21 protein-coding genes and 1 tRNA gene are annotated in these 23,230 nt (G+C 55.3%); 7 read left to right on the top strand and 15 right to left on the bottom strand.

Going from position 1 to position 23,230, the window contains the following annotated elements:
- Positions 1–18: 18 nt before the first annotated feature.
- From EPD59_RS02875 to EPD59_RS02855, 5 genes are all read right to left on the bottom strand, one after another.
- Entirely contained in the window at positions 19–3,054 is a 3,036-nt protein-coding gene (locus EPD59_RS02875) for a phosphoribosylformylglycinamidine synthase subunit PurL (RefSeq protein WP_133271474.1), read from the bottom strand.
- 122 nt (positions 3,055–3,176) lie between these two features.
- Positions 3,177–3,788: an orotate phosphoribosyltransferase gene (pyrE, locus tag EPD59_RS02870; RefSeq protein WP_133271473.1), complete on the bottom strand. Its 612-nt coding sequence runs from the start codon at positions 3,786–3,788 to the stop codon at positions 3,177–3,179.
- Positions 3,789–3,801: 13 nt separating this feature from the next.
- Positions 3,802–4,569, bottom strand: coding sequence for an orotidine-5'-phosphate decarboxylase (gene pyrF, locus EPD59_RS02865; RefSeq protein ID WP_133271472.1), 768 nt, complete (start codon positions 4,567–4,569; stop codon positions 3,802–3,804).
- Positions 4,570–4,620: 51 nt separating this feature from the next.
- Positions 4,621–5,499 carry a dihydroorotate dehydrogenase gene (locus EPD59_RS02860; protein WP_133271471.1) on the bottom strand — a complete coding sequence of 293 codons (879 nt, stop codon included), beginning with the start codon at positions 5,497–5,499 and terminating at the stop codon, positions 4,621–4,623.
- A gap of 104 nt (positions 5,500–5,603) precedes the next feature.
- On the bottom strand, positions 5,604–5,963 hold the full coding sequence (locus EPD59_RS02855; protein ID WP_133271470.1) for a hypothetical protein: 360 nt from the start codon (positions 5,961–5,963) through the stop codon (positions 5,604–5,606).
- 722 nt (positions 5,964–6,685) lie between these two features.
- On the opposite strand from EPD59_RS02855, the gene EPD59_RS02850 reads away from it, so the two are divergent.
- On the top strand, positions 6,686–7,273 hold the full coding sequence (locus EPD59_RS02850; protein WP_133271469.1) for a DUF4468 domain-containing protein: 588 nt from the start codon (positions 6,686–6,688) through the stop codon (positions 7,271–7,273).
- A 409-nt stretch (positions 7,274–7,682) separates the two neighbouring features.
- On the opposite strand, the gene EPD59_RS02845 is transcribed toward EPD59_RS02850, so the two are convergent.
- Complete coding sequence (locus EPD59_RS02845; RefSeq protein WP_133271468.1) at positions 7,683–8,531, bottom strand: DNA/RNA non-specific endonuclease; 849 nt, start codon at positions 8,529–8,531, stop codon at positions 7,683–7,685.
- Between the two features lie 288 nt (positions 8,532–8,819).
- Here EPD59_RS02845 and EPD59_RS02840 point away from each other — a divergent pair, with 288 nt between their 5' ends.
- Positions 8,820–9,878 (top strand): flavin-containing monooxygenase, encoded by a 1,059-nt coding sequence (locus tag EPD59_RS02840; RefSeq protein ID WP_133271467.1) that lies wholly within the window; start codon positions 8,820–8,822, stop codon positions 9,876–9,878.
- A gap of 440 nt (positions 9,879–10,318) precedes the next feature.
- Here the strand turns inward: EPD59_RS02840 and EPD59_RS02835 are convergent, their stop codons facing one another.
- Positions 10,319–10,696 (bottom strand): T9SS type A sorting domain-containing protein, encoded by a 378-nt coding sequence (locus EPD59_RS02835; RefSeq protein ID WP_133271466.1) that lies wholly within the window; start codon positions 10,694–10,696, stop codon positions 10,319–10,321.
- A 242-nt stretch (positions 10,697–10,938) separates the two neighbouring features.
- Between EPD59_RS02835 and EPD59_RS02830 the strand changes: the two genes are divergently transcribed.
- The 3 genes from EPD59_RS02830 to EPD59_RS02820 all read left to right on the top strand — a co-directional run bounded on the left by EPD59_RS02830 (position 10,939) and on the right by EPD59_RS02820 (position 14,004).
- On the top strand, positions 10,939–11,973 hold the full coding sequence (locus EPD59_RS02830; protein ID WP_240731591.1) for an NAD(P)/FAD-dependent oxidoreductase: 1,035 nt from the start codon (positions 10,939–10,941) through the stop codon (positions 11,971–11,973).
- 154 nt (positions 11,974–12,127) lie between these two features.
- A complete protein-coding gene (locus EPD59_RS02825; RefSeq protein ID WP_133271465.1) occupies positions 12,128–13,243 on the top strand; it encodes a type III polyketide synthase in 1,116 nt (371 codons plus the stop codon).
- Between the two features lie 62 nt (positions 13,244–13,305).
- On the top strand, positions 13,306–14,004 hold the full coding sequence (locus EPD59_RS02820; protein ID WP_240731590.1) for a methyltransferase domain-containing protein: 699 nt from the start codon (positions 13,306–13,308) through the stop codon (positions 14,002–14,004).
- Here the strand turns inward: EPD59_RS02820 and EPD59_RS02815 are convergent.
- Both EPD59_RS02815 and EPD59_RS02810 read right to left on the bottom strand, forming a co-directional pair.
- On the bottom strand, positions 14,001–14,906 hold the full coding sequence (locus EPD59_RS02815; protein ID WP_133271464.1) for a histone deacetylase family protein: 906 nt from the start codon (positions 14,904–14,906) through the stop codon (positions 14,001–14,003). The genes EPD59_RS02820 and EPD59_RS02815 overlap by 4 nt on opposite strands.
- Positions 14,907–15,119: 213 nt before the next feature.
- A tRNA-Val gene (locus EPD59_RS02810) sits at positions 15,120–15,194 on the bottom strand.
- Between the two features lie 201 nt (positions 15,195–15,395).
- Between EPD59_RS02810 and EPD59_RS02805 the strand changes: the two genes are divergently transcribed.
- Both EPD59_RS02805 and EPD59_RS02800 read left to right on the top strand, forming a co-directional pair.
- A complete protein-coding gene (locus EPD59_RS02805) occupies positions 15,396–16,076 on the top strand; it encodes a porin family protein (protein WP_133271463.1) in 681 nt (226 codons plus the stop codon).
- Between the two features lie 53 nt (positions 16,077–16,129).
- Entirely contained in the window at positions 16,130–16,684 is a 555-nt protein-coding gene (locus tag EPD59_RS02800) for a DUF6992 family protein (protein ID WP_133271462.1), read from the top strand.
- A gap of 72 nt (positions 16,685–16,756) precedes the next feature.
- On the opposite strand, the gene EPD59_RS02795 is transcribed toward EPD59_RS02800, so the two are convergent.
- The 6 genes from EPD59_RS02795 to EPD59_RS02770 form a co-directional block, all read right to left on the bottom strand.
- Positions 16,757–17,326: a type 1 glutamine amidotransferase domain-containing protein gene (locus tag EPD59_RS02795; protein WP_133274576.1), complete on the bottom strand. Its 570-nt coding sequence runs from the start codon at positions 17,324–17,326 to the stop codon at positions 16,757–16,759.
- 96 nt (positions 17,327–17,422) lie between these two features.
- The gene (locus tag EPD59_RS02790) at positions 17,423–17,956 is read right to left on the bottom strand and encodes an acyl-CoA thioesterase (RefSeq protein ID WP_133271461.1); all 534 of its coding nucleotides are present in this window, start codon (positions 17,954–17,956) and stop codon (positions 17,423–17,425) included.
- 56 nt (positions 17,957–18,012) lie between these two features.
- The gene (locus EPD59_RS02785; protein ID WP_133271460.1) at positions 18,013–19,149 is read right to left on the bottom strand and encodes a DUF3616 domain-containing protein; all 1,137 of its coding nucleotides are present in this window, start codon (positions 19,147–19,149) and stop codon (positions 18,013–18,015) included.
- A 102-nt stretch (positions 19,150–19,251) separates the two neighbouring features.
- Complete coding sequence (locus EPD59_RS02780; protein WP_133271459.1) at positions 19,252–20,367, bottom strand: efflux RND transporter periplasmic adaptor subunit; 1,116 nt, start codon at positions 20,365–20,367, stop codon at positions 19,252–19,254.
- A gap of 43 nt (positions 20,368–20,410) precedes the next feature.
- On the bottom strand, positions 20,411–21,652 hold the full coding sequence (locus tag EPD59_RS02775) for an ABC transporter permease (protein ID WP_133271458.1): 1,242 nt from the start codon (positions 21,650–21,652) through the stop codon (positions 20,411–20,413).
- A gap of 258 nt (positions 21,653–21,910) precedes the next feature.
- Positions 21,911–23,152 (bottom strand): ABC transporter permease, encoded by a 1,242-nt coding sequence (locus EPD59_RS02770; protein WP_133271457.1) that lies wholly within the window; start codon positions 23,150–23,152, stop codon positions 21,911–21,913.
- Positions 23,153–23,230: the final 78 nt, after the last annotated feature.

Raw genomic sequence — 23,230 nt, 5'->3', positions numbered from 1 at the left:
GTTGATTCATGTTCTCGTTCATTTCCCCTCCCCCATTACGTGTTCGCCAAAACCGATTGTTTGATTCACTGGGCCGTTGGTCCAGGTCTGGCGCAGCTCTTCCGTGTCGGCTTCTATCACGAGTTGGCCTTGGTGACTTACCAGCAAGAAGTTGTCGTTGGTAACCACACCCAAGCGGGTGGCTTTTTCTCCGAGCAGCTGCTCAAATGCTACCACGTCTTCTGGCGCCACGGTGGCTACGAAGCGGGAGTGCGACTCGGAGAAGAGCTGGGCGGGCAGCGGCAACTCGCCGTTTAGCTCAATTTTGGCCCCCAGCCCGTCCCCGAAGGTTGCTTCGGCCAGCGCAACGGCCAGGCCACCGTCGGAAAGGTCGTGGCAGGATTGGATGAGCTGCTGGTCGTTGGCTTGGCCCATGAGGGTGTACAGCTCCTTGGCCTCCGCGAAGCGCACTTGCGGCACATTGGCGCCCAACTCCTGATATAGTTGGTAAAACTCGGAGCCGCCAAGCTCATCGTAGGTGCGGCCCAGCAGATACACCACGTCGCCGGCTTGCTTGAAGTCGCTAGTGACGGTGCGGCGCACATCTTCGATTTTAGCTGTCATCGAATACAGGACCGTGGGTGGCACCGAAATCTTCACGCCATCGGCCTTGAAGTCGTTTTTCATGCTGTCCTTGCCGCTGGTGAGCGGGATGCAGTAGGCAGCGGTGGCGTCGCGCAGGGCCTGGCACATGTGCACGAGTTTAGCCAGCTTCTGCTTACCGTCGGGGTTCGTGACGGGGTGAAAATCGGAGTCAGGAACGCAGAAGTTGTCGTTTACCGACCAGAAGATATTATCACCGGGCGTGAGGTTGGGCAATTTGCCCCCCACGGCGATGATCTGGCGTACGGCCTCGTCAAAAGCGCCGGCCGACATATGGTAGGCGTCCAAATCACCAAAGCGGGGCAGGATGCCGTTGCTCACGGCTACGCCTTCCCAGCTTTCAAAATTGAAGCGAACTACGGCGGCATCCTGCGGCGCTTGGCCGGTGGCGCCCATCAGCGGCTTGATGATGGTGCGACCCTTCACCTCGTGGTCGTACTGGCGAATGACGGACTCGCGGGAGCAGATATTGAGCGAGCCGAGCAGTTGGTGCAAGACGTCGGTGTAGTCGAGGCTGGGGGGTAAAACTGGCTCCTGAGCCTCGGGCTTCTGCCACTCGGCTTCCATGAGTTTGCGCGGTACGCCTTCGTGCAAGAAATGCATGTTTAGCCGAGCCACTGGGGAGTTAGCGAAACGTACATCCAGGTATCCATCGGCGGTAAAATAACCGATGTCAGTTAGCTCCACTTCCATTTCCTGACCTAAAGCCAGCACTTCAGCCAGCTTGCCGGGCTCCACGACCAGCGTAAACCGCTCCTGTGATTCGCTCACGAAAATCTCCCAAGGCCGCAAGCCAGGGTACTTCAACGGCACTTTTTCCAGGTCCACCACGGCGCCGCCGCTGATGCCAGCCAGCTCGCCCACGGAGGAAGAAAGCCCCCCGGCGCCGTTGTCGGTGCTACACTTGATGAGGCCGCGGCGAGTGGCGAGGATGAGGAAATCCATGGCCAGCTTCTGCGTGATGGGCGAGCCAATCTGCACGGCCGTGGCAGGCGACGATTCGTCCAGCTCGATGCTGCTGAAGGTGGCGCCGTGAATACCATCTTTGCCCACGCGGCCGCCCGCCATAATGATACGGTCACCGTCGTCTATCTTCTTTTCCCAGGAATCAAGGCCAGCGAGTTGCATGGGCATCACAGCGCCGGTGCCGCAGTAAACCAACGGCTTGCCGGCGTAGCGGTCGTCGAAAATGATGCTGCCGTTTACCGTTGGTACGCCCGACTTATTCCCGCCGTCCTCAATGCCTTTGCGCACACCTTCGAAGATGCGGCGCGGGTGCAGTTGGTTGGTCAGCAGCGGGCCATCGTAATCAGGATTGCCGAAGCATAAGACGTTGGTATTGAACAACAAACGAGCCCCGCCAATGCCAGTAGCCAGCGGGTCGCGGTTGTTGCCCAAAATGCCAGTAATGGCCCCGCCGTAGGGGTCAATAGCCGAGGGTGAATTGTGGGTTTCCACCTTCCAGACAAACAGCGACTCGTCGTTGATGCGCACAGCGCCGGCGTTGTCGGAGAACACCTTAATGAGCCAGTCGTTGCCGTTGGCGCGCAACTGGCGGTCTACCTCGGCGGTGGCATCTTTGATATAAGTTTTGAACAGGGAATCAACTTGGTAATCCTCGCCCGTTTCGGCGTCGCGGTAGTTGATTAAGGCACTGAATTCCTTGTGTTTGCAGTGCTCCGACCAAGTTTGGGCGATGATTTCCAGTTCACAGTCGGTGGGCTCGGCGGGTAAGCCGGTTGCTTGGCGCTCTTGCTGGGTTTCGGGCAACTGATAGTACGCCCGCACGGCCTGCATTTCGGCCAGATTCAGGGCGTAAAGATTGTCCTTGGATAACTGTACCAACGCCTCATCCGACACATTCAGGTCGATGGTGTGGGTGGTGTTATCGACAGAGGTGCCGGGGCGGGGCGTGAAGTCGCGGATCTGGTCGGCGGGACCTACTTCGAAGCGGTTGATGAGCTTGTTACCAAGCAGCTCTTCGGCTAGGCGGCGCAGGTCGGCGGGGGGCAAATTTTCCTCTAGCAGATACAAACGCTTGCTGAAAATATGCTGAGTGCGCGTGTCGAGGGGCTGGTTGAGGAAGTCGCCGAGCGCATTTTGGGCCGAGGTACCTTCGTCGTCAGTTACGCCGGGGCCTTTGGCCACCAATATATACGACTGGAATTGGGGGTCGCGGCGAAACTCGTTTAGGGCCACCTCATGTAATACCGGGTCCTGGAGGCACTGCTCGGCGAAATCGCGAAGTTGCTGGGCGGTGAGCGGGTAGCGCACCGTGTAAACGGCCGTGCTTTGCACCCGGCCCGTGCGCAGGCCGAGGTGGCGCTGCGCCGCTTCCGCTACGCGCTGTCCGTCGCCGTCGTGAATGCCGGGCTTGAGGAGCAGCTGAATGGAATGAAGATGATTTTCCAAAAGGAACAGGTAAGGTTTGCTATTTTTCGACTTCCCACGGCCGACCACCGGCCGCGGAAAAGCGCCCCGACAATCGGGACGCCGAAAATGCCTTGCCTGCGGGCCGAAGCCAGCAGGTAGGTTTAAGAAAACGCTTTCTCCGGCCGACTGCCAGGTTTTACTACCGGAATACCTGCCCGACACAGCGGGCAATCATCGGGTGCGTGGGTAGCCGCCGTGACCGGCAGCAGTGCAAAGGTCGGAAAAGAAAGCTCTGCTTTGCCACCCGTGCGGTCAATTAAACTCGCGACACCCAAAATTTTGCCCCCCAGCCCTTCCAAAATCCGCGCTACTTCTTTGGTACTCTTGCCCGTAGTCACCACATCCTCGGCGATAATAATTCGCTCGCCGGGCTGCAAGGTGAAGCCGCGGCGCAAGGTCATTTGGCCGGTATCGTCGCGCTCCGTAAAGATGGCGGGCACGCCCAACTGCCGGCCCAGCTCGTAGCTCACCACCACGCCGCCCATAGCCGGACCAACGACTACATCGGGCTGCAAACCGGCTTCGCGGATGCGCTGAGCTAGCTCGGCCATAGCCGGAGCAGCCAGCTCGGGGCGGCGCAGAAAGCGGGCACACTGCACGTAGGTATCGGAGTGCAAGCCCGAGGAAAGGCGGAAATGCCCCCTGAGCAAGGCATCTTCCTGCATCAGTTGCTGCTCAAGAAGCGGGGCGTCAAAACGAGTTTCAGAAGTCATTTCAGCAGCAGAATCAGGCATGAGCGGTAACGGGACGGAGGTCATTTATTTGTTGCATTAATTCACGGGCGGCGGCACCAGCATCGGCAGCTTGCCAGATGGCGCGGGAGGTGTTGATGAGTAGTCCAAGCCCATCGGCGCGCAAGCCGGCGTGGAGCGTGGCAGCTAAGTCGCCGCCCTGGGCACCGATGCCTGGCACTAGGAACCACTGCGTCGGGCAGCTTTCGCGCACGCGGGCAACGGCTGCGGCATCAGTGGCGCCGACTACTAGGCCAATATTATGGTGATGCTCGTCTAGCTCGCATGATACGCGAGCGGCCAAGTCGCTCACGTAGCCACCACGCGTTAGGGCAACATCTTGTAGGGAGTGCGTGGGTTTGTTGGAAGTTTTAGCCAACACAAACACCATTTTATCGGGGCGAGCGAAGGGCACAATGGCGTCGTCGCCCATGTAGGGGTTCACCGTCACGGCGTCGGCGCCAATGCGGTCGTAGGCGAATTGGGCGTAGTGCTCGGCAGTGTTGGCGATATCGCCAAACTTGCCATCGAGGATGACGGGAATATCCTTAGGAATCAGCGCCACGGTTTCGCGCAGGAGAGCTACGCCGTTTTCGCGGGAGAGAAAGAAAGCCAGATTCGGTTTGAAGGCCGCAGCAAACTCAGCGGTCTGCGCGATGACTTCGCGCAGGCGCGCGGCCACGAAGGCGTCGTCACCCGTGGGGTCGAGGCCGACGCAGAGTAAGGAATTGGCTTGCTGAACGCGGGTGGTGAGTTTGTTCATGAGGCCTATTATTAGGTTGTTACAGTGGGTGGAAAGGTTGCTTGCTTACTATCAGCGACTGACCAGATTGGAGCGGGACATATCCTGCTCGTCGCTTTGAGAGTCGTTTGCGCATTCTTCGGCCAGGCGGGCGGTCAGGCCCGGGTCCAGCCACTCGCCGCTGGCAATTTGCACAGCATTAGCACCTACGCGCAAGTAATCGGTAACGTGGTTGCTGGTAAAAATGCCCCCCGTACCAAAAATCGGCAGCGTGATCCGCTCATCGTGGGCCAATTCGTACACGCAGCGCAAAGCCACTGGCCGCAACGCCTCGCCTGATAACCCTCCGATAAGCGGCTCAGTGGTAGCGTCATCGGGTAAGTGAAGGCCTTTAAGCGTATTGCACGCGGCTATGGCCGATGCGCCACCTTCCTGCGCGCCCAGCGCCAGACCGCGAATAAAGTCGGGCCACGGGGGCAGCTTCACTACGATAATGGCCTCGGGCCCCAGCTCATTGCGCACCGCCTCGGTAGCGTCGCGCGCAAATTTGGGCGTAATCTCGGCGCCTTTAGCGGTATCGGTGCAGGTGATATAGACCTCGACGCCCGCAATTTGCCCCCCAGCCTCGCGCTTGAGGAAGCGGGCGATTTTGCGGAAGCCCGGAATACCCGGCGCCGTAATGCTTACCAGCACCGGCACGCCGTAGCGCAACAGATTCGGCAGATGCTCGTGCACCAGAATCTCCGCGTTTTCGGTGCGCATATTGGTGGCGTTGAGCAGAGTCTGATCGGCTACTTGCCAGATGCCCTGCTCATACAGCCCCGGTTTGGGCTCCATGGTCACGGTGCGGGTAAAAATGGCCCCCAGTCGCTCATAGCCCGGCCCGTCCAGATGCCAAGAGGCCGCGGCCAGGCAGATAGGATTTTGAAGTGTAACTGCGCCTAACTGCATGATTTATTTTACTTTAAACTATTGGCTCTTATCGAAGCCTCAACTAAAATAACCCTAAAAGCAAAGCGCCCGGTTCATCACCGGGCGCTTTGTTGGTCAGCTAGCTAGATTACGTTTTCGCTGTCGATCTGGAATGGAACGCAGTCGCGTATGTCTTTTTGGCCGATGATGAACCGGGCCACGCGGGCCATGCCGACACCAGCACCGGAGTGTAGCTTCACGTCGTGCTCTTTATGAAAGTTGAAGGCCGACAGCGTGTCGGTGCTTTCGCAAGCATCGGTTACACCCACGATATGGGGCATATTGTGCATGACCATGCCCCCTTCCGCCTCCACATACTTACGGACACCCCGGAACATGGCATCCCATACTTCGATGATGGCCATGCGCTTAGGTTCCGTGCGTAGGGTTACGTTGCAGGTGGCAGCGAAGGCAGCGGCTTGAGAGGCGAGGTTGTCTTGCATGTTGACCTGAAGATTGAAGTGTCTATGAGTGCAGGGTTGAACACAAAACATTCCTGCTGGAGGCCGACTCAGCCGGACATAAAAAAACCGCTTCGGAAACCGGAGCGGTGAACAGGGGAAAAATAGGAAAAACAGAAAAACCAACGAGGGAAAAGACCTTCCGGTCTTCTCGCAGAACGGCGCTATGGGGCGTTCTGCGCTTCATTATATGTTAGTCTTAGAGTGGAGCACGACGCAAAAGTACTAATACTTTCCATACCTCCAAGAGAAGATAAATTAATTTCATGTCACCGCAGTGTTACCAACCTTAATTTATATGCTTAGTAAAACATATGCCAAATTTGTTTGCAACAGCGGCCAACTACCTGAAAAATAAATTTTTACATCAACGCATCATTTACTTTCAACCGTACCACGCGCCTGCTATAGGTAGCTCTTTATTCCTGTGCGTCAATAAAACATTGAAAAGCGGCAACAGGCACATTATTATTATAATACAATTTATTAAATTGGGGAGCTGTTCTGCTGTAGTACTTATATAGTATCAAGCGTCAGATGCGGAGCTTTTACCCCTGACCTGAACTGTTATTCATCCAATTGCGCAGTGTAAAACGCGGAACATGCATCATTACATATTGCTACTACTCTCAGCAATGTACAATAGGTTAGGACCTATATTTGCGCTCTGATTGCTGAGCCTTTCCTCGCTTTATTCTTTACGTATGAAAAAAATGATTGTGGCTTTGCTGGCAGGTAGCTTAAGTCTGTTTGCCTCACCAACTCAAGCTCAGAGCACCGCCCCATCCACTTCCATTGAGTACAGCGAGAAGGTGCATGTGGAAGATGGCAGCGCTGTTACTCTCTATAATCACGCGCTATCGTGGACCCAGGAAAAATTTCCGTACAAGCCTAAAACCGATATACAGGTCAATCCGGAAACGAAGGAAATCAGCTTGACTGGGACGAGTAAAATTAAGATGGCGGCGGCCAAAGCCTCGGGACCTGATCAGGAGCGCGTATTGCACTTCAACTTCCAGTTTCGGGCAACTGAGCAGGGCTATAGCTATAGTGTAGGCACTTTTCGGGTGGTACCGGAGGAAAAAGAGCCCACCGTTATGGTGCTTCTGGAGGAGTACGTAAAGCAACTTGGTCAGGACCGTGCCAATGCACGTACGCGCAACGACCGGCGTGTAACGGCTCAGGCCAATGCCATTGCCAGCGATGTGGCGTCGGCCTTTCGGTCTTACATGAACAGCCAGCCTGTAGTAAAAGACGGAGAAGTAGGCTTACCTCCTGATGGTGAAGAATAGCCAGCCGAACTGCTGCCAAAGGCCTGAAAAAGCCCCCCATTACTAACCCAGGGACTTGGTAGTTAGGATAAGCGCATAACTGCTACAAGGATAACACACTCTATAGTGCCGCAGGAAGAGCGAGTGCAGGTAATCAAAATGCTCCTACCAACCGGATTTAGATTACAGCTGGATTGAGCAATTCTATTAGTTATTGAATTTCCCGCTATATGCGCATTATAGCAAGGCTATAAAAAGCAGAAAGCCGCGTTGCAGCGCGACTTTCTATTCCCTTCCATATTCACTCGAAATAATGAATACAAAAGTAATGCCTTAATTTATTTATAATTATTTTAATATTTATTTGCTCCGTCTTTACTCCTACAGTCAGCATTGTATACTTCTCTTGGTAGCTACTAGAGGCAGTGCTTTAGTTTACCGGACCATCATCCACCCGGGTTTCTATTGCGCTTTGCACTGAGGTTGATACAGCCGACAGCAGGTCGTAGCCCGTTGCTTTTTCAATGGCATCCACGGAGGTGCGATACGCGCCCCATTCTGAGTTCAGGTTGTTGGTATTAGGAGTATTGACAGCAATAACGCGCGTGTCAGCCGTGACGCGGCTCACATCGTTGCCGCCAGCCGGAAGCACTACAATTACCTTCCATATGCGGTTGGGGACCGTTATTTTACCCTCCGCTATAGTATTTGCTGCGCCATCGGAGCCAGTGCCGCCCCTGCCGTAGCTTCCACAAATGATGTATAGCTCATTGCCCGAATCTGCGAGGGTACGACAGTAGTTTTCAAGGTCGGCCCACGTGCGCTGGTTGTTGGTAGGCGCCTGCGGTATAATATTGGTCATCAAGAAGGTAGCTGAATTATCGGCTACGGAACCGGTGCGGTCGGCGGAGGGGCAGTTGTGGCCGCGGTCGAAACCTGAGCCAGTGTAGCTGGCGCTGGTAGCCCGAAACCAGCCGGTGGGCAGCGTGTTGTCGACCAAAAAATTATCCTGACGCGAGGCTTCCCCAAGCCATGCTTTACTCAAGTGCCAGCTTACCCAGTTGGGGGTGCCCCTGTCGCGGTGATATGAAAGGGCATACTGAGGCTTTTCCAGCAGGTAATTGGTGTAGGAAGCGGGATCCGTAACCGCGCCGCTGGGATTGCCCATCGCCAGGGGATTGTCGCGGACTTCGGCAGGTGCAACGGAATCGTCGGAGCAGGAAAGGGCAAAAATGCTGAGCAGGCTCATGCTCAGCCATCGAAAGAAAGTGTGCTTCATAGGAAATAGGGAGGGTAGGCCAGAACAAGAAACGGACGCTAATTCACTAGCAAAGGTGCAACCTGTGAAGCCAACATATTGCTGCCGGTGTTGTAGGTCTAAACGTGTGAAGGTGTGAACTATATATAAGTGCTATCTCGAATTGCTTTGGGGGGCTTTTTAGAGGACGTAACGGCTTGCCCATAGAAATTAAGCGCAGGCGTAAGTTCCACTTTAAGGCATTTCGATTTGTGACCCGCTACAATAAATACATTTGGTACGCTTTTCAACTCTCCGCAACACTTCCCCATGGCTGCTCCTGACGTTTTTTCGGTTGACACGCTTATTATCGGGGCAGGCCAAGCCGGACTAGCGGCGGCATATTATCTACAGCGCTGGGGCGTATCGTTCGTGATTGTGGATGAGCGAGCCGCCGTGGGTGACGTCTGGGCTTCTCGCTTTGAGGCATTGCGCTTGTTCTCACCAGCCTGGGCCAGCAGCTTGCCCGGCTTGGAGTGGCCGGGGGGCAAATTTCGCTACCCAACCAAAGACGAAGCGGCTGCTTACCTGGCCAGCTACGCGGAACACTTTCATTTCCCCATTCATCTTTCCCAGCGCGTCAGCAAAGTAACGCCAAACGCAAACGGCTACGCGATCAGTACTGTGGCCGGTGGGCGTTATCAGGCGCAGCGGGTAGTGATATGCACGGGAGCTTATAATGCCCCACGCCGGCCCGAATTTGCCCCCCAGCTTGCTTCTAATGTTGCTCAGCTCCACAGTAGCGACTACCAACGCCCGCAGCAGATAGCCGGCACCGGGCCAGTGGCAATAGTAGGCAGTGGCAACTCAGCCCTCCAGATTGCAGCTGATTTGGCCACAACCGGCCGCCCCGTGTACGCTGCCTTCGACGAACGCACCCCGGCTATGCCCAACAACATGCTGATGTGGGCGATGCTCACCGCTACCAGATTGCTCCGGGCATCGCGGCACTCCTTGGTGGGCGGACAGATGATACAGCAGCCCGAACCCGTTGTAAGTGGCGACCTGGCCCGACTGCGCACTTTTTCCAATGCTCTGTTCATCGGGCGGGCGCTGGGCGTAGAGCCGGGGGGCATTTTGCGCGGTCGCCACGCCAATACGCCTGCGCTGGAAGCAGTGGTATGGGCCACGGGCTACGGACCTGATTTTAGCTGGATTGAAGCCCCCATTTTTGATGCTGATGGTTACCCCAAACATTACCGTGGCCTCACCGCCACACCGGGCCTGGCCTTCCTCGGCTTGCCGTGGCTCAACAGCCGAGGCTCAGCCCTGATGGGCGGTGTCGGCCGTGACGCAAGTTATGTGGTAGAGCAATTGCTCAAAGCGTAGCCAAAGCAACAAGTGGTTAGGTAGCAACTACCAGTGACTTCGATAATGGAAAAGATCAAAAAGCACATAATTATGCTGAAACCTGATGCTCAGTTCTGTGGTTCAAGAGAGTACATTTACTAACCGGTCCTGTTGCGTTGGCGTGTCGACCCCGGTTTTATTCCTCTCTCGCCCTAAACTCCCACTCGTATGTCTTTCCTTCTTTTTGTAGGGTTGATGATAGCTACTGCCCTCATCGCCCTCAACACTCTGGATAACCTTAAGGCTATGCTCAAGCCCCAGCCGATTCGGATTCCAAATCGCTAGGCAACGCTTGATTGCAAAGTTGTAAAAACGGTCCTTATTTCCTTATAAGGACCGTTTTTTTGTTTGTCGCTCATAAAAAAAGCAGCCTCTGATATGACGAGGCTGCTTTTTTTATGAGCGACAAATTTATTGGGTCATCGAATGACTAGCTTTCGCATTTCACTGGCATTGTCAGATTCGAGCTTTACATAGTAAAGACCGCTGGCGAACTTGCTCAGATCAAGCGTTTTGGTGAAGCGACCATTCAATTCGGTCAATGATTCGCGGTAAATTACGGAGCCGATGACGTTCAGAATACGCAGCTCAGTTTTACGACCATTAAAGCCGTTGATATCAATATGAACAATGCCGGTGCTGGGGTTGGGGTACACCAACACGTTTTTTTCATCAGCAGTCGGGCGACTAGCAGTAGTAGGACTGGCGGGCTGCGCATTGGCAGTCGGCGCGCTGGTACCCAGCGGCCCAAGCACCAAGGCGCAAAAACACAATAATAAGCGTAGAGTTTTCATCATATCAGACCGTTAGGCGATTGGCGCGGCGGTTAATTTTCTTAACGGTAGACGCTCAATTTGGTTTGCAAAGGTAGCTCATCAATTTTAACAAGATACATAAAATATAACTTATCTTCTATAAATAAAGGTCTCGGCCCTGTTTTTCACCATTTTATAGTCAAAAAAAATTTGGATGTTCTCATTATCGGTGGAGGGTTGGGGGGGCTTACGGCCGCTTTGGACTTAGTTGGTCGGGGCACCACGTGGCGGTGGTGGAGCGCAAGCGCTACCCATTTCACAAGGTGTGCGGCGAGTATGTATCTAATGAAGTGCTGCCTTATCTGCGGCGGCTTGGCGTAGACCCAGCGATACTAAAGCCAGCCACCATCACGCAGTTTTTGCTCAGCTCGCCAGCGGGCCGCACGCTTACCGTTCCGCTCGATCTGGGCGGGTTTGGCGTGAGCCGCTACACGCTGGATTATTTCCTGTATCAGCAGGCCGAGGCGCGCGGTGTGGAGTTTCATCAGGGCGCTACCGTAACGGATGTCACCTTCGAGGCTGACCAGCACCACGTAACCCTGGCCGATGGCCGGGTTTTACAGGCCCGCATTGTGCTGGGCGCGTACGGCAAGCGAGCCAACCTTGACCGCCAGTTACAGCGGCCGTTTTTCACCCAACGCTCGCCTTATCTGGGCGTGAAATACCACTTACGCCTCGACTTTCCGCGCAACCTGATTGCCTTGCACAACTTCGCCGATGGCTACGCGGGCATCTCGGCTATTGAAGACGATAAATACTGCTTCTGCTACCTCACTACGCGTCAGAACTTGAAGACTCACGGCACTATTCCGGCAATGGAAGAGCACGTGCTGGCCCGTAATCCGCAGTTGGGGGGCATTTTACGGGATGCGGAGTTTCTGTATCCGCAGCCGGAGGTTATCAATGAAATATCCTTTGCCCCCAAAAACTGCGTGGAAAACCATATTCTACTGTGCGGCGACGCGGCGGGCCTGATTACGCCACTTTGCGGCAACGGCATGGCCATGGCCATTCACGGCGCCCAAATAGCCAGTGCACACGTTCATGCGTTTCTGACGGGGCAGCTTACCAGGCCAGCGCTAGAAGCAACGTATCGACGGGAGTGGCAAGCGCACTTTGGGGGGCGTTTGCGGGTGGGGCGGGCCGTGCAGGGCCTTTTCGGCAGGCCTATTTTGAGCGAAGCGGCAGTGGTTGGCTTGCGCTACTGGCCACGAGCCGTGCGCGCCCTCATGCGGCAAACGCACGGAGAGGTATTTTGAGGTGAATATTTCCACCGTAAATCAAGTAGAGCCAACCTTGAAAAACCTGATTCTCCGTCTCCTACGTAAGCATACCCAAGCTCTTTAATAGAGCATTCAATCTGGCAAAAACTTGCACCGGCACCGGGGCGGTAATTTGCGTATACTTCGCTTAATGAGCAGCTACCTGTGTGCCATCGGCACAGCCAACCCTACCCATGTTATTCCGCAGCCCCAAATTGCCACCTTTATGGCCGAGGCCCTGCAACTCGACGACAACGAGGCACGCAAGCTGCGCGCGCTGTACCGCGTCACGGGCATTGGCCAGCGATACTCGGTTTTAGCTGATTATAGCCGCTCCAACGGCGATTTCGAATTCTTTCCCAACACTCCTGATTTAGAGCCGTTTCCGTCGGTAGGGCAGCGCATGGCGGTGTATCGGGAATGCGCGCTGCCCTTGTCGGTGCGAGCGGCGCAGGACTGTCTGCAGCAGGTACCCGAAGTGACGCTGGCTAGCATCACGCACTTGATTACCGTGAGTTGCACGGGCATGTACGCCCCGGGTCTAGATTTGGAGTTGGTCCAGAAGCTGGGCTTACGGCCCAATGTGCAGCGCACCTGCGTCAATTTTATGGGTTGCTACGCGGCCTTCAACGCGTTGAAACTAGCCGACGCTTTTTGCAAAGCCGATGCGGGCGCCAATGTGCTCATCGTAAGCACGGAGCTCTGTACCATTCATTTTCAGAAAAACCGAGAGGAAGACCACTTGGTGTCTAACGCCTTGTTTGGGGATGGATCGGCGGCGGCACTGGTGCGGGCCGTGCCAGCGGCGGGTGCTAGCTTGGAGTTAGCGGCCTTTCATTGTGGCATCGAGCCTAACGGGCACGCTGATATGGCCTGGCACATCAACGACTTTGGCTTCGAGATGACGCTTTCTTCGTACGTGCCGCGCCTCATTCAGAAAGGCATTCGGGAGCTGACGGATGGATTGCTCGAAAACCTGCCGATTCAACTAACTGACATTCAGCACTTCGCTATTCATCCCGGCGGACGCAAAATTCTGGAAACCATCGAGCAGGAATTGGGGCTGACAACGCACGACAATCGCTTTGCTTACCAGGTGCTGCGTGACTACGGCAATATGTCGTCGGCGACGGTGCTGTTTGTGCTGCACGAGTTGCTTCAGTCGCTGACGGCAGCGGATAAGGAAGCGCCGGTGCTAAGCTTCGCCTTCGGGCCGGGCCTGACGCTGGAGGCTATGCTGTTGAAAGTGGCTTTTGGCGACAATTAATTTCGAGGAAAGCTTTCTGTTTGCTTCACCCGCATCCATTCATCAAAAAAGCCCCCAGTCGCATGAACCTCCGCCAGCGGGCCACCGAGCCCGAACTCATGGACGACCTGACTCTGGCCTCTGAGGCGTTGCGGCAAAATCTGGATGAGTTGGAAATCATTAATACCCGCTTGGGTGGCTACGGAGTCGTGACGGATGCGCTGGCCCGGCTGCGCGCTAAAATGCCCCCCAATCGGCCGCTGCGCCTCGCCGACCTGGGCAGCGGCGGCGGCGACACCCTGCGCTACATCGCTCGCTGGGCCAAGCGCCACCATATACCCGTGGAGCTGGTTGGCATTGATGCTAACCCGTTTATGCTGGATTACGCCACCGAAAAAAGTCAGGCTTACCCGGAAATAAGCTTCCTGCAACAGGACATTTTCGCGCCGGAATTTCGCGCCCAGCATTTTGACGTGATTACTTGCAGCTTGTTCTGTCATCATTTCACCGATCCTGAATTGGTTAGTCTGCTCAGCCAACTACACCAACAAGCTGGTTTAGCGGTGATTATTAATGATCTGCACCGGCACCCGGTAGCCTACCACAGCATCAAGTGGCTGACTCGGTTGTTTCGAGGTTCCTACCTAGTGCGGAATGATGCGCCATTGTCGGTGGCGCGAGCCTTTACCAAAGCCGACTGGCAGCGCATTCTGCAGCAGGCCAACATCGAGAGCTACGAGCTGAATTGGCGCTGGGCCTTTCGGTGGCAAGTAGTTATTTAGAAATACACTTCCTGCATTAGCCGAAAGGTATTGGCGTGGGCCTCTACAATGTCGGCGATGCGCTCGGAGTAGCCGCCACCCATGCACACCACTACCGGTAGTTGGTGGCGGTGGCAGAGATTGAGCACAAATTGGTCGCGCTGACGGCAGCCTTCGCGGGTGAGGCCCAGATGGCCGAGCTTATCGGTAGCCAGCACATCAACGCCAGCTAGATAAAACACAAAGTCGGGCTGCACCTCATCCAGTAAGCGCGGCAGCGTATCGGCCAGCAGTTTCAGGTACGTAGCATCATCGGTTTGGTCGGCCAGGGGCAGGTCAAAGTCCGATTGCTCTTTACGGTGCGGGTAGTTGCGGGCCCCGTGCATGCTGAAAGTGAATACCCGCGGCTCGTGCTGGAAAATAGCCGCTGTACCGTTGCCCTGGTGCACATCAAGGTCCACGATCAGGATTTTCTGAATAGCAAGTTCGTAAGCTAACAAGTAGTTAGCGGCGGCGGCTTGGTCATTGAGCAAGCAGAAACCCTCTCCCCGGTCGGCAAAGGCGTGGTGCGTGCCGCCCGCTATGTTCGCGGCTACGCCGTGTTGCAAAGCGCGGCGTGCGCACTCAATTGTGCCGCCCAAAATCGTGACTTCCCGCTCCATCAATTGCTCCGACCACGGAAAACCCGTGGCCCGCTCTTCCTGACGCGTAAGCTGCCCAAGCCGCAGACGCCGATAATAATCAGCAGTATGGGTGCGCAGAATTTCGACTGCGACAGGCGGCTGGGGGGCGAATATGTTGGCTTCCGTGATTGTGCCCTCGCGCAGAAGTTGCTCAGGCAGCAGCTCGTACTTCAGCATGGGAAAACGGTGGCCAGCGGGCAGCGGGTGGGCATAAAGCGGCGCCCAGGCAATTGAAAGCATGCAATAGGTTATTAGTATGAAACTCGACCGTCATGCTGCGCGCCGCGCCGCATGACGGTCGCGGTAGCAAGATTATTACCATCGCATCAGCACGCAAGATGCTCCGCTCGGCATGACGGCCTAGCCTGCCACTTAGCAATGCAATTCCGTAACCTTTGTTAGCACTTGAGCACAAAAAAAGCCCCGCTACACGTAGCGGGGCTCGGCTTTAAGTGGGGCATACTGGGCTCGAACCAGTGACCCCTACCTTGTCGAGGTAGTGCTCTGAACCAACTGAGCTAATACCCCAAAGCCAACTGGCGGCGGCCGGAAAGAGTCAAATATACACGCCCAAACTATTGATGCTACCTGCTTTGGCAACAAATTTTTTCAACCTCCGCTGCGCCAGCGCGTAATCTGCAAGTGTAAAACCAAGCTAACGCCTTCTAACCTGTTCTGTCTACAACCCAACTAGCGCTTTTTACCCCTTCGATTCACTTGTTCTGTTTTATGAAAAAATTACTCCTCCTCTTCACTTTTTGTGCTGCCGCTTTTTCTGCCTCCGCCCAGGATGGCCCGATTGGCGTGCGCTCTTCTACCGACTATGGCGTTGGCAGCAGCGACTCGCGCAACAATGGTTTCGGCATAAAAGCAGGCTTCAACCTGGCCGATTTGCGCGGTCAGGACAAAGACGCTTACCAAGATCTGGAAAGCCTCAAGTCGTACCACGCCGGCATATATGCCCAGTTTGCTTTGAACGAAAAATTCTCAATTCAACCAGAGTTCTTGTTTTCGCGCAAAGGATTTGATGCCCAGGCGTTTGACTTAGTAACTGGCCGGCCAGCCGGTAGCAAAGAGGAAACTCGCCTCGACTACCTGCAAGTGCCTGTGCTACTCGTTTACAATATCGTCGATAACGTCAGCCTCCACGTTGGTCCGCAGGTTTCATTGCTTGTAAACGCCAAGTACGCTGGTCGTGAGCGCAGCATTTCAGATGTTGGCCTCAACAGCCTGGAGTACGGCGTGGTAGGTGGCGTGGAAGCTCGCGTTGGTCCGGCCCGCCTTGGTGCCCGCTACGATCTGGGCTTGGCCGACATCTACAACGACCCGCAAGACGCTGGTGCCGATGCCTACGACAATGTAAAGAATGGCGTGTTCCAGGTGTATCTCGGCATCGGCATTTCTAACTAATCTGCCCCAATCACTCTTTCCAAAAAGGAAGCCCGTTGTGGCTTCCTTTTTTTGTGTCGTTTTCCTTGTCGTTCGCTATGCTGTTTGCTACCCTGCTCCTCGCCCTCCCCGATCCTGCCGACGCCCTGCCCCTGCTCAACCGTAGCCGAGAAATGCTGGCCGAGCGTGGCATGGGTGTGTTAGGAGCCTGGGCCCTGCTAAACTTGGTGGTGAGCGGCTACTTCGTAATGCACACCGATAAGCGCACTGAGTGGCACTACTTCCATCAGATGAACGTAGGCTGGAATATGGTGAATGTGGCGCTAGCGGTATACGGGATACTTAATGCCCATCCCAACCAAGTTGCTGGCATGACGCTGGCCGATAGCCTCACGGCTCAGTTCAACTTCGAAAAGATTCTGCTCTTCAATGCCGGCCTCGATGTGGCATATGTAGCTACCGGCAGCTGGCTTCGAGCCCGCGCCCTTTCCACCGACCGCCGCCCCGAGCGACTAGTTGGCTTTGGGCGCTCGTTGTGGGTGCAGGGGGCTTTTTTGCTGGGTTTTGATGTGTGTTTCTATTTCATCTACCACCAATTTGCGTCGCAGCTGCTGGCGCTTCTCGGATAGCCGGAACAGCCCACAAAAAAGCCCCCAGAAACACTCTGGGGGGCTTTTTACTTATCAACCAATTCTAAGTGGTTAGCGCGTGGCGTGTACGCCTTCTAATATCTCCTCGACAATCTTTTTGTTGAAAGCCGGAATATCGCTAGGGTTTCGGCTGGTGATGAGGCCTTTATCAACCACTACTTCGCTGTCTTCCCATAGAGCGCCGGCGTTTTTGAGGTCGGTTTTGATGCTGGGGTAGCTGGTCATTTTCTTACCGCGTACGAGGCCCGTTTCAATGAGGGTCCAGGGGCCGTGGCAGATGGCGGCTACTACCTTGCCCGAATGCATGAACTCGGTCACGAAATCGACTACTTTTTGCTCAACGCGCAGCTTGTCGGGGTTAATTTGTCCCCCAGGCAGTACTAGTGCATCGTAGTCTTCTACGCGGGCCTCGCCGATGAGCTTGTCTACGCTCACCTTGTCGCCCCAATCGTCTTTGTCCCATCCCTTGATAGAGCCGCTTTTCAGCGAAATAACGTGGGTTTCGGCTCCCTCATTCTCCAGATATTTCTTCGGCTCCTCCAGCTCCGATTGCTCGAAACCGTCGGTGGCGACGATGGCTATTTTCTTTCCTTTTAGTTTATCACTTCCAAATAATGACATGGTTTCTAGATCTTTAGAGTACACAATACGCAAACAAAAAACCGGGCCGCGCAGAGCGGCTCCGGTTTAGGTTTAACGAAGAAAAAGCTCAACAGGTTATTCAGCGCTTTCCTTTTCGCCCCGCTCGCGCTTGAGCTGCTTGCGCACGTAGCGCACGCGCTCATCGAAGCCGTCGGGGTCGTATTCCACATCTTCAATGTCCAGGGCATCGAGCATGTCCATTAGGGCGTCGGCGTGATCGGTGCGGGTGGCGGTTCGCACATTGACAAAGGCCATTTCCGACCAAAGCAATGCTTTCAAGCGAGCCCCATCCTCGCTCAACATCTGCATTTCAACCACCAAGTTGGAGTTATCGAAATGAATAAGCTGGGTGCGAATAAGCACTACTTCGCCGTGGTTGGCGGGACGCAGATAGGCAATATGATGCTTGGTAATCACCCACCCGGCCTGCGACTCGCGAGCCAATTCGCCCAGGTTCAGGGCGTAGTGCTGGGTGGTGTGTTCCTCGCGGGCATTAAGGAAATAGTCGAGGTAGCGGGCATTGTTGAGGTGGCCCAGCATATCGCAATCTTGAAAGTGAATGCGATGCGTGGTTTCGGGCGTGCGAACCAAAGGCGAATTAGAAGCCATAAACGAGGCGGGCTGAGTGCTTATCAGGTATTGAGTGAAAGAAAAGTACGGTGCCCCTACCCTTGCGGCTGGGGTGAGCTACCGGGGCTAGGCAGCAAAAAAGAGTCGGCCACGACTTGGTGGGGGGCTTTTTTGCGCGCTTCGGTAGGGCTGTCAAACACGATAAGTACGTGCTTATCGTCGAGCACGGCCATACCCTCAGCCTTATCCTGACCCGAGGTAGGCCCGTGGCCGTGCGGTACATCGAAAAGGCGCTCCACCTTATCAGGGCCGATGAGACTGTCCTGGGGATGCACCAATGCATTGGGCCAGCGGTACACGGCAATGGTGCCGTCGAGATCCATCGTAGGGCCGGCCAGCATCAGAATATCCGGGCCAACTTGGCGCAACTCGCGCAGCCCCATTCCGCCCAAGGCCAAAAAGTGCTTTTTGTAATAGACTTGCTCGGCACCATCGATTTTATCGAGGCGCAAGCGCCCTTTTTTGTCTTCCTTCGGTAGCAGCTCTAGCACTATCGCCCAGCCCCGGAGCACTGGCCCGCGCAGGCCCACAAACAGCCGCCCATCGGGAGCAGCAGCCAAGCCTTCAATATCAAAGCCGTTGTCCTTACCCGGAATCTTAATGAATGGCTTCAGATGCGGGTCTTCCGACAGAAAGTCGAACAACTCGTTGGCGTCGCTGTCGCTGTTGCTGTGCAGCTGCGATACTGTCAGCATTTTGGACGGGTCGCTTGGGTGCGGCGCTTCTTTGTGCAGCTCGTAGTTGCCGGTTTTGGCATTTAGCACCAGCGGAATACGTGCCAGCAAGTACCGGTTCGGCTCTTCTTCGATCTTGGCCAGCCGGGCGATTTGCTTGGCCGTATCCGTGTCTTTGTGGTCGGGCTTTTTGCGCTTCAGGCTATGTGAGCCGATCAGCCAGAGGTAGTTATCGGCCTCGCCCATGCCTTCAATATCAATCTCTTCGTCCTCATCGGAAGGCAGGTCAAGTAGGTCCGTAAGCTCATACGAGCAATGCTCGCCAAACTCGTGGGGGCCAACAAGACGCAGGCGCTCGATGGTGGTGCGCTCGTCGCAGCTTAACCAGAGGTTATCGCCCGTGCGCAGCACCGTGGAGAGGCCGTCGCGCACGTGCTTTTTGTCGGCGTTGTAGCTGAGCTTCGGATTGAAATGGAGGGTGTAGGATTGACGGCGCACGGCGAGGGGGAAGTAAGTGGTGCTGCACAAACGGTGCCGCCCCGATAAGAGTTTTGCCCCCCAAGCTTAGCCCCTACCAACTCGCCTACCCTTGAGCGTGCCCTACGACTTTTTCTTCTCGTCCTCAGCCGGTGGGCCCAGCACTTTCACCTTGTCCTCCTTGCTCAGGCCCGACACAATTTCGACGTTGATACCATCCGATAAGCCCGTCTTAATCATGCGCTTCTGGAACTGCTGGGGGGCATTTTCGATCTCCACAAACACGCTATCCTTGTTCACTTTGCCAAACTGCAACAGGCTTTCGCGAATAGCCAGTACGTCGTCGCGACGGCCTAGCACAATATCGCCGTTGGCCGAATAATTAGCCCGCAGAAACTGTCCCGGCTTGAGGTTAAGACGAGCGCGCACTTGAAACTTGATGGCGCCTTCTTCCAACACACCTTTCGGCGCAATGTATTCGAGCGTGGCCGGAAACGCTTGGTTCTCCAGCGCACCGATAGTCAGGTTCAGGTCCATGCCTTCGCGTACTTTGCCTACTTCGCTCTCGTCAATTTTGCCCTCAAACACGAGGCTTTTCATGTCGGCCACGGAGGCGATGGTGGTGCCTTCGTTGAAGTTATTACGCTCTACCACCGATGCACCCACTTTAATGGGCACATCTAGCAGCAAGCCGGTGATGGTCGAACGAACCAGGTTCAAGGAGCCGCCGGTGTTGCGGGAGGCGCCGCGCTGAGCAATTTGGAGGTTACTTTCGGCCGCGTCCAAAGCCTGTTTCTTCGCCCGATAATCATTGAGGAAGCGTAGGTATTCCTGCTGGGCAATTACTTTTTGGTCATAAAGTTTTTGCTGCCGATCCAGCTCCGTTTTGCTGGTTTCCAACGCAATACGCGCGGCCTGGATACCGGTTTGGGCGCTGTTGACGCTGGCGGCGTTGGCCACCGTACGGATACGGGCAATGAGCTGGCCTTCTTTCACGGGCTGCCCTGCCTCCACATACAGCTCCTCCACAATCCCCGACACCTGCGGCTTAATCAGCACTTCCCGGCGCGGCACTATACTGCCCGTGGCCACCGTTTTCTTCACGATATCAGCGACGAACGGTTGCTCCGTTTTGTACACGATGGGGTCCACGTTGGCTTGGCGATAGAAGTAGTAGCCCAGCCAGCCGAAACCAGTCAACAGCAGTAACACGACGAGAGCGAGGAAGAAGCGTTTCATGGGTAAAAGTTTGAATTAGTTATTCTAGGGGGCAATTTCTGCCTTACTCATCCTTTAAAGCCACCACCGGCTGCACGCGGGCGGCAATACTGGCGGGCACCAATCCGGCCAGGGCACCAGCCGAAACCAGCAGCGCAATAGCCGTCAGCGCGACGCCGACATCTACCTGCGGATTGGCAAAAAAGCTCATCTGCTCACCCGCAATCATTTTGTTGATACCAGCCATCAGCGCGGTACCGGCCAGCAGTCCCACCATTCCGGCAGCGGCTGTCAGCACGATGCTTTCCTGCACAATCAAACTCACAATACTCCAGGGCGTGGCGCCCAGCGCTTTCCGAATCCCGATTTCCTTGGTGCGCTCCTTCACCACAATTAGCATGATGTTGCTTACGCCGATAATACCGGCCAAAATAGTCCCGATACTCACCAGCCAGCTAAAACCTGATATGCCCGTGAACAGGCCCTGCACGCGGGCATATTCCTCCTCCACATTGGCTGACCCGAAGGCGCGGTCGTCGGTGGGCGCTACTTTGTGTTGGCGCCGCAGTACCTCTTTCACCTTCGTTTCCACGATGGCCGCCGGAATGCCGGGCTTTGGGATAAAAGCGAAGTAGTCTACCTTATTTACTTGGTTAAAAGCAAGCTGCAGCGTGGTAAGCGGCACAAAGATGGTCTGCGCATTCTCCTGAGCTTCTTCGGGCCGGCCACTGCCCTTAAACACGCCCACCACGCGAAAGTAGATCCCCTTGATGTTGATATACTTACCCATCGGGTTGGCTCCCATAAAGAGCACATCCACCACCCGGTCGCCGATGATGGCCACTTTGCGCCGCTCCCTGATGTCCGTTTCGTTTACAAAGCGGCCTCGCTGCAAATCCAGAGCCTGAATAGCGGGGTAGCCTGGGTACTCGCCTTTCACCGCGAAGGCTCCACTTTTTGGTGGCACTTGCACCGTAAAGGTGCCGTGCAGCTCACAGCGCGGCAAAATGAACGCGGCTTCGGGCACCTGGCGCTCAATAGCCCGCACGTCGTCGTTGGTGAGCTGAATAAATCGGCCTGCCTTGAGACCCATGTAGGGCACACTGGTGCGCTGGGTCCAAACAAAGACGGCGTTTTTGGCTACGTCGAACTCCTGCTCTACTCCGTTGCGGAAGCCCTTGCCCGCGCCCAGCAGCACTACCAGCATAAAGATTCCCCAGAACACACCGAACGCCGTGAGCCCCGTACGCAGCTTGTGCCGCCGTATGGTACTCCAGATTTCGCTCCATTTATCTAGGTCGAACATGGGGCCTTGGGGATTTGGTTATAGTGAGCAAAGAGTAAATCAGAACGAAACTCCCCTCCTCAGCTGAGGAGGGGACGCCGGGCCAAAGGCACGGCTGGGGTGATTGGATCGTTGTTTAGTTGAACGATGTGCTTGGGGGGCTTTTTTGTAACGCCTTACCAAACAACATCAGCAACGTCGGTCAACCACCCCCGTCTCAGCTTCGCTGATACATCCCCTCCTCAGCTGAGGAGGGGAGTTGAATGTTCTGCCATTATCTTATTCGGCTCTTAAAGCTTCAATAGGTTTCACATTAGCTGCTTTCATAGCGGGTACCAAACCGGCTATGGCCCCGGCAATTACAAGCAGCAGAATAGCACCGATGGCCACCGTCACATCGACCTCCGGCCGGTCGAAGTAGGAGGTAGTGCCGCCGGCTTGGTCCAGCGCGTAGCGCACCGCATCCAGCACGGCCACGCCGGCCAGCAGCCCCAAGTAGCCCGATAAGCCCGTAATGACCACCGACTCTTGCAGAATCATGCTGATAATGCTCCAGGGCGTAGCACCCAAGGCCTTGCGCACCCCAATTTCGCGGGTGCGCTCCTGCACAATAATGAGCATAATGTTGCTCACGCCAACCACGCCCGCTACCAGCGTAAGCACGCCAATAATGGACACAAACAGCTTAATACCAGTGAATAACCCCTGAAAACGCTGTACTTCCTCTTCGTTGTTCTCTAGGTTAAGCGCTTCCTTATCGGTAGGGTCAAACTTGTGGCGGGTAGCCAGCAGCACGCGCACCTGATCTTCGACCTGTTTTACCGGAATACCCGCGTGCGTCGTCAGGCCCATAAGCTGCACCTGATTGTATTGATTGAATGTCGTTTGGAAGGTGCTGAATGGCGTGTATGCCCGTTCCTCGTTGCGGCCTTGGTTTTGAGTGTTGGTAAACGTGCCCACAATTTTGAAGAAAACGCCTTTTACCTGCACGTACTGGCCCAAAGCCGACTCATCACCAAAAAGCACCTTGCGCACCTTCTCGCCCAGAATCATCACTTTGCGCCGCTCAATCACGTCCATCGGGTTCAGCAAGCGGCCCGAATGGAGCACTTCACCGTTCAGGTCAAAGAAGTCGGCGCTGGCTCCAAACACTTGGTACGAGCCGTTTTTGGTGCCCCGCATAATGGTGTACTCGCCAAAAAGCCGGTTGCGGGTGGCCAGCAGCTCCACGCCATCTATCTGGCGGCGAATAGCATCCTGGTCAACGTTGGTGAGCTTGATCTCGCGCCCGGGCTTCAGACCATTGTACGGAATGGACGTTTTGCCACCGCTGATATACAGGCTGTTGCGGGCGCCGGAGCCAAACTCCTTGAAGATACCGTTCTCCATTCCTTTGCCCGCACCCAGCAACAGCACCAACATAAAAATGCCCCAAAACACCCCAAACGCAGTCAGGAAGGTGCGCAGCTTGTTGCGGCGCATCGTGCCCAGAATTTCCTGCCATTTGTCGATGTCAAACACGGCTTTTGAGGCTGCTTTATGAAATAGTATGACGTTAAATTGCTGAGGCGCCTGATGAGCCGACGTATAGTTTGCTGG

The sequence above is a fragment of the Hymenobacter radiodurans genome (assembly GCF_004355185.1).
GTDB classification, from domain to species: domain Bacteria; phylum Bacteroidota; class Bacteroidia; order Cytophagales; family Hymenobacteraceae; genus Hymenobacter; species Hymenobacter radiodurans.
Note: the sequence above shows the minus strand (reverse complement) of the source record. Positions and strands in the feature narration are given on the sequence as shown.